This is a genomic window from Actinosynnema sp. NPDC002837 (genome assembly GCF_040295345.1).
Classification (GTDB): Bacteria; Actinomycetota; Actinomycetes; order Mycobacteriales; family Pseudonocardiaceae; genus Actinosynnema.
Window position 1 is genome coordinate 38,131 of the sequence record NZ_JBEOVG010000076.1, and the last position, 6,601, is coordinate 44,731.

The window sequence follows — 6,601 nt, forward strand, 5'->3', positions numbered from 1 at the left end:
GGCACAGGTCCGGCTCAACCGCCGGGTCCAGGATCGGAGCATGCGCCCAGTGTCCGCTTCGGGGACGTCCCCTGAACTCCGCCGCCCGGACGGAAGTCCGGTGCGGGTCCTCGTGGTGGACGACGAGTCCACGTTGGCCGAGCTGATGTCCATGGCGTTGCGGATGGAGCGCTGGGAGGTCCGCACCGCGCTCGACGGCACGTCCGCCGTCCGGGTCGCGCGCGAGTTCCGGCCCGACGTGGTGGTGCTGGACGTGATGCTGCCCGACTTCGACGGGCTGGAGGTGCTGCGCAGGCTGCGCGCGGACCTGCCCGGCCTGCCGGTGCTGTTCCTCACCGCCAAGGACGCGGTCGAGGACCGGATCGCCGGGCTCACCGCGGGCGGCGACGACTACGTGACCAAGCCGTTCAGCCTGGAGGAGGTCGTGCTGCGGCTGCGCGGCCTGCTGCGCCGCACCGGCGTCACCGAGGCGGGCGCGGGCACCGAGCTGGTGGTCGGCGACCTCGTGCTGGACGAGGAGACGCGCGAGGTGCGCCGCGGCGGCGTCGCGATCGACCTCACCGCGACCGAGTTCGAGCTGCTGCGGTTCCTGATGCGCAACCCCAAGCGGGTGCTGTCGAAGGCGCAGATCCTGGACCGGGTGTGGAGCTACGACTTCGGGGGGCAGGCCAACATCGTCGAGCTGTACATCTCCTACCTGCGCAAGAAGATCGACGCGGGCAGAACGCCCATGATCCACACGATGCGGGGCGCGGGCTATGTCCTCAAGCCCTCCGCCTGAGCGCCCGTCGCGGACGGCGGGCTGGCCGCTGCGGACCAAGCTGGTGGCGGCCCAGGTGGTGCTGCTGGCGGTCGTGTGCGCGATCATCGGCGTGGCGACCGGGTTCGCGCTGCGGGACACCCTGATCGCCCGGTTGGACGACCAGTTGGTCGACACCACGACCAGGGTGCGGCGGGACGTGCCGCCGCCGCCGTTCCCGGGCCTGGCCGACCCGCTGGACCAGCCCGGGTTCGGTCCGGGCACGCTGGTGCTGATCAAGCACCCCGACGGCGGCACCAACGCCGAGCGGCTGGCCCGGGGCAGCGGCGACCGGACCAGGCTGTCGACCGACGTCACCGCGCTGGCCGAGGAGGTGCCCGCGGACGGCCGGCCGCGCACGGTGTGGCTGGGCGAGGAGCTGGGCGACCACCGGATGATCGCCACCACCACCCCGACCGGCACGAAGGTGATCACCGGGCTGCCGATGGCCGACGTCGACGCCACGGTGCGGCGGATGGGCTGGATCCTCGGCGGCGTGGCGCTGGCCGGGCTGGTCGCGGTGAGCCTGGCGGGCGCGCTGATCGTGCGCCGCACGCTGCGCCCGCTGGAACGGGTCGCCGCGACCGCGAGCCGGGTGGCCGAGCTGCCGCTGCACGAGGGCGAGGTGGCGCTGGCCGAGCGGGTGCCCGACGAGTACGCCGACCCGGGCACCGAGGTCGGCCAGGTCGGCCTGGCGCTGAACCGGATGCTCGGGCACGTGGGCAGCGCGCTGGAGGCCCGGCACGCCAGCGAGACCAGGGTCCGGCAGTTCGTCGCGGACGCGAGCCACGAGCTGCGCACCCCGCTGGCCGCGATCCGCGGGTACGCCGAGCTGACCCGCCGCACGTCCGACGAGGTGCCGCCGCGGATCGGGCACGCCATGCGGCGGGTGGAGTCCGAGGCGGTGCGGATGACGTCGCTGGTGGAGGACCTGCTGCTGCTGGCCCGGCTGGACGCGGGACGTCCGCTGGCCCGCGACCCGGTGGAGCTGTCGCGGCTGGTGGTCGACACGGTCAGCGACGCCCGCATCGCCGGTCCCGAGCACGAGTGGCGGCTGGAGCTGCCGCCCGACGCCGTCGAGGTGACCGGTGACGCGCACAAGCTGCACCAGGTGCTGGCGAACCTGCTGTCCAACGCGCGCACGCACACGCCGCCGGGCACCACGGTCATCACGACGTTGTCCACTGTGGAGGGTGGGGTGCGGGTGTCGGTGAGCGACGACGGCCCCGGCATCCCGCCCGACCGGCAGGGCGAGGTGTTCGAGCGGTTCAGCCGGGGCGACACGTCGCGGTCCCGCGCGGCCGGCAGCACCGGGCTCGGCCTGTCGATCGTGGCCGCCGTGGTGGCCTCGCACGACGGGACCGTGCGGCTGGCGAGCAGGCCCGGCCGGACCACGTTCACCGTGCACCTGCCGCGGTGACCCGCCCGGGGGCGTGATCGCGCACAGCCCGCTCACAGCCGGGGCACAAGGACCGCCCAGGGTTCGCCGACAGGCTCGACCCCATGCGAGCGAGACTCCCCCTGTTGCTGCTGCTGGCCGGGACGGCGGTGCTGTACCTGTGGCGGTTGGGCGACTCCGGTTGGGCCAACGCCTACTACTCCGCCGCCGCGCAGGCCGGCGCCGAGAGCTGGCACGCGTGGTTCTTCGGCGCGACCGACCCGGCCGGCGCGATCACCGTCGACAAGACACCCGCGGCGACCTGGGTCATGGGTCTGTCGGCCCGGCTGTTCGGCGTCAACGCCTGGAGCATCCTGGTGCCGCAGGCGTTGATGGGCGTGGCGAGCGTGTGGCTCCTGCACGCCGCCGTGCGCCGCGCGGCCGGTGAGGCGGCCGGGCTGATCGCGGGCGCGGTGCTGGCGCTGACGCCGGTGGCGGTGCTGATGTTCCGGTTCAACAACCCCGACGCGTTGATGCTGCTGCTGCTCGTGGCGGGCGCGTACGCCACGGTCCGCGCCACCGAGAAGGCCTCGGTGCGCTGGCTGGTCTTGGCGGGCGTGGCGGTGGGGTTCGCGTTCCTGGCGAAGATGCTCCAGGCGTTCCTGGTGCTGCCCGCGTTCGGGTTGGTGTACCTGGCGTTCGCGCCGGCCCCGCTGCTGCGCAAGGTCTGGCACCTGGGCGCGGCGTTGGGCGCGGTGGTCGTCGCCGGTGGCTGGTGGGTGTTGGCGGTGGAGCTGACACCCGCCGGGTCACGGCCCTACATCGGCGGCTCGCAGGCGGACAGCGTGCTGGAGCTGGCGTTGGGCTACAACGGTCTCGGCCGGTTGACCGGTGAGGAGATCGGCAGCGTCGGCGGCGGCGGTCGGGGCTCGGGCGGGTGGGCCAGGCTGCTCGGCGACGAGATGGGCGGTCAGATCGCCTGGCTGCTGCCGACCGCGCTGGTGCTCCTGGTCGCCGGGTGGTGGGCCGGACGCGCGACCGAGCGGGTCGGGCTCGCGCTGTGGGGCGGCTGGCTGGTGGTCACCGCCGTGGTGTTCAGCTTCATGAACGGCATCATCCACGCCTACTACACGGTCGCGCTGGCGCCCGCGGTCGGCGCGTTGACCGGGATCGGCGCGGTCGCGTTGTGGCGCAGGCGGCAGGATCCCGTGGCGGCGGCGGCGTTGTCCGGCGCGCTGGCCGTGACCGCGCTGCAGTGCTACCTGCTGCTGCTGGACTGGTCCGCCCCGCTGGCCGCGGTCGTGCTGGTCCTCGGCCTGGTCGGGGCGGTGGGCCTGTTCCTCGCCGCCTCCGCGCCCGCCGCCGTGGTCGTGCCGGTCGCCGTCGTCGCCGCGCTGCTCGGGCCGGGGGCCTACTCGATGGCGACGGCCGCGACACCGCACTCCGGCGCGATCCCCAGCGCCGGTCCGGCGCTGACGAACCGACCCGGCGGGCTCGTCATCATGGGCCCCGGCGGGGCGACGAACAACGTCCGCGCCGGCGGTGGCGGGATGGGCGGGCTGCTCAACGCGCCGACGCCGGGCGACGAGCTGGTGGCGCTGCTGCGCGGCAGCGAGGGCTTCACCTGGGCGGCGGCGGCCGTCGGCTCCAACAACGCGGCCGGCTACCAGCTCGACAGCGGTGCGCCGGTGATGGCCGTCGGCGGGTTCAACGGCACCGATCCCGCGCCGACCCTGGCGGAGTTCCAGGAGCTGGTCCGAAGTGGACGGATCCACTACTTCCTCGGCGGGGCCCTGATGCCGGCCGAGACGGGCAGCGACGCGTCCCAGCGGATCGCCGAGTGGGTGGCGGAGGCGTTCACCGCGACGACCGTCGACGGCGTCGACGTCTACGACCTCACAGCCGGCGCACAGCGATGACACACGAGCCGCCCAGCCAAGCGTCCGAGGGTGAGCTCATGACCACGCTCACGACGACCACCGTGCTCGACGTGGTGGTGCCCGTGTACAACGAAGAACGCGACCTCGCACCGTGCGTGCGCAAGCTGCACGCCGACCTCACCGAGACCTTCCCCCACACGTTCCGGATCACCATCGCGAACAACGCGAGCACGGACGGCACGCGCGCCGTCGCCGACGAGCTGGCCCGCGAGCTGCCCGGCGTGACCGCGGTCCACCTGGCGGAGAAGGGGCGCGGCCGGGCGCTGAAAGCGGTCTGGACCGCGTCGGACGCCGCCGTGCTGGCGTACATGGACGTGGACCTGTCCACCGACCTGGCCGCTCTCGCGCCGCTGGTGGCGTCGTTGACCTCCGGGCACTCGGACCTGGCGATCGGCAGCCGGCTGGCCCGCGGCGCGCGGGTGGTGCGCGGGCCGAAGCGCGAGTTCATCTCCCGCTGCTACAACCTGATCCTCCGCGGCGCGCTCGCCACCCGGTTCACCGACGCGCAGTGCGGGTTCAAGGCGATCCGGGCCGACGTCGCCCGGCGGCTGCTGCCGCACGTCGAGGACACCGGGTGGTTCTTCGACACCGAGCTGCTGGTGCTCGCCGAACGGGCCGGCGCGCGCATCCACGAGGTGCCGGTGGACTGGGTGGACGACCCGGACAGCCGGGTGGACCTCGTGTCGACCGCCGTGGCCGACCTGAAAGGCGTCGTCCGGGTGGCCCGCGGCCTGGTGAGCGGGCGGATCCCGATCGGCGAGCTCCGGGCACAGCTGGGGAGGCAGCCGTTGGAACCGCGGACGCCGGGCGTGCCCGCCGGGTTGTTCCGGCAGCTGGTCCGGTTCGCCGCGGTCGGCGTGATCAGCACGTTGGCCTACCTGCTGCTGTTCGTGTCGCTGCGCGGCGGGCTCGGCGCGCAGGGCGCGAACCTGGTGGCGCTGCTGGTCACCGCCATCGCCAACACCGCGGCCAACCGCCGGTTCACCTTCGGCGTGCGCGGCCGGCGCGGCGCGGGCCGCCACCAGTTCGAAGGGCTGCTCGTGTTCGGCCTCGGCCTCGCCCTGACCAGCGGCTCGCTGGCCCTGCTGCACCTGTTCGCCGCGCCCGGCGGCCCGGCCGAGCTGGTCGCGGTCGTCGGCGCCAACCTCCTCGCCACCGTGCTGCGCTTCCTGTTGCTGCGCAACTGGGTCTTCCGGCCGCGCCGCGCCGCGGAGACCACTCCATGACCACACCGTCGACCCTAGGGAACCCTTCCATGACCACCGCAACCCTGACGGCGCCCGCACCCACCGCCAAGGCGCCGCCGGGCCGCAACCGGACCACGCCCGCGCTGGTCGTGCTGCTGACCGGCACGGCGGTGCTGTACCTGTGGAACATCACCGCGTCCGGTTGGGGCAACGGCTACTACGCCGCCGCGACCCAGGCGGGCGCGCAGAGCTGGACGGCGTGGCTGTTCGGCGGCCTGGACGCCGGTGGCGTGATCACCGTCGACAAACCGCCCGCCGCGCTGTGGGTGAGCGGGTTGTTCGCCCGCGTCTTCGGGTTCTCCAGCTGGACCGTGCTGGCGCCGCAGGCGATCGAGGGCGTGCTGGCCGTGTGGTTGTTGTACGCCACGGTGAAGCGCACGTCCGGCGCGGTGGCCGGGCTGATCGCGGGCGCGGCGCTCGCGGTGACGCCGGTGGCCGTGCTGATGTTCCGGTTCAACCTGCCCGACGCGCTGCTGGTGCTGCTGATGGTGGCCGCCGCGTACTGCACCGTGCGCGCGCTGGAGAAGGGTTCCGGCCGGTGGCTCGCGCTGGCGGGCGTCGCGGTCGGGTTCGCGTTCCTGGCCAAGATGGGGCAGGCGCTGCTGGTGCTGCCCGCGTTCACCGCCGCCTACCTGCTCGCCGCGCCGACCACGCTGCCCAAGCGGTTGCTGCACCTGCTCGGCGCGGGCCTCGCCGTGGTCGTGTCCGCCGGGTGGTTCATCGCGCTGGTCGAGCTGTGGCCGCGCGAGTCGCGCCCCTACATCGGCGGGTCCGACGACGACTCGCTGTGGGAGCTGGCCATGGGCTACAACGGCCTGGGCCGGATCTTCGGCGGTCGCGGTGGCGGTGGCGTCATCGCGGGCGGCGGCAACGCCAACCTGGGCTTCGGCGGCGAGACCGGCATCGGCCGGCTGTTCGGGGCGAGCATGGGCGCCGAGATCTCGTGGCTGCTCCCGGCCGCGCTCGTCGGGGTGGTCGCGGGGCTGTGGTTCACCCGCCGGCTGCCGCGCACCGACCGCACCCGCGCGGCCCTGGTCATGTGGGGCCTGTGGGTGGTGGGCAACGGGATCGTGTTCAGCTTCATGAGCGGCATCTCGCACCCCTACTACACCGTCGCCGTCGCGCCGGGCGTCGCCGCGCTCGTCGCCATCGCCGGCCGGGAGCTGTGGCGCGGCCGGGCGCAGCACCCCCTGCCCCGCGCGCTGGCGGCCGTCGGGGCCCCCGCCCCCGTCTGGGG

At 74.1% G+C, this 6,601-nt stretch carries 5 protein-coding genes; all 5 read left to right on the forward strand.

Features of this window, described 5'->3' with window-relative positions; translation table 11 throughout:
• Positions 1 to 40: 40 nt before the first annotated feature.
• A complete protein-coding gene (locus ABTZ99_RS34565; protein ID WP_498772490.1) occupies positions 41 to 781 on the forward strand; it encodes a response regulator transcription factor in 741 nt (246 codons plus the stop codon).
• Positions 759 to 2,219 carry a sensor histidine kinase gene (locus tag ABTZ99_RS34570; RefSeq protein ID WP_498772488.1) on the forward strand — a complete coding sequence of 487 codons (1,461 nt, stop codon included), beginning with the start codon at positions 759 to 761 and terminating at the stop codon, positions 2,217 to 2,219. Before ABTZ99_RS34565 ends, ABTZ99_RS34570 begins: the two co-directional genes overlap by 23 nt.
• Positions 2,220 to 2,302: 83 nt before the next feature.
• Positions 2,303 to 4,096 carry an ArnT family glycosyltransferase gene (locus ABTZ99_RS34575; protein ID WP_499617412.1) on the forward strand — a complete coding sequence of 598 codons (1,794 nt, stop codon included), beginning with the start codon at positions 2,303 to 2,305 and terminating at the stop codon, positions 4,094 to 4,096.
• A gap of 38 nt (positions 4,097 to 4,134) precedes the next feature.
• Positions 4,135 to 5,343 (forward strand): bifunctional glycosyltransferase family 2/GtrA family protein, encoded by a 1,209-nt coding sequence (locus tag ABTZ99_RS34580; protein WP_498772484.1) that lies wholly within the window; start codon positions 4,135 to 4,137, stop codon positions 5,341 to 5,343.
• 29 nt (positions 5,344 to 5,372) lie between these two features.
• Positions 5,373 to 6,601: glycosyltransferase family 39 protein (locus ABTZ99_RS34585; RefSeq protein ID WP_499617415.1), on the forward strand; the 1,229-nt coding region annotated here is incomplete at its 3' end.

Excerpts from the sequence above, each read along its gene's own strand:
- ABTZ99_RS34575 (WP_499617412.1), top strand. The coding sequence starts at position 2,303 with ATGCGAGCGAGACTCCCCCTGTTGCTGCTGCTGGCCGGGACGGCGGTG.
- ABTZ99_RS34570 (WP_498772488.1), top strand. The coding sequence starts at position 759 with ATGTCCTCAAGCCCTCCGCCTGAGCGCCCGTCGCGGACGGCGGGCTGG.
- ABTZ99_RS34580 (WP_498772484.1), top strand. The coding sequence starts at position 4,135 with ATGACCACGCTCACGACGACCACCGTGCTCGACGTGGTGGTGCCCGTG.
- ABTZ99_RS34565 (WP_498772490.1), top strand. The coding sequence starts at position 41 with ATGCGCCCAGTGTCCGCTTCGGGGACGTCCCCTGAACTCCGCCGCCCG.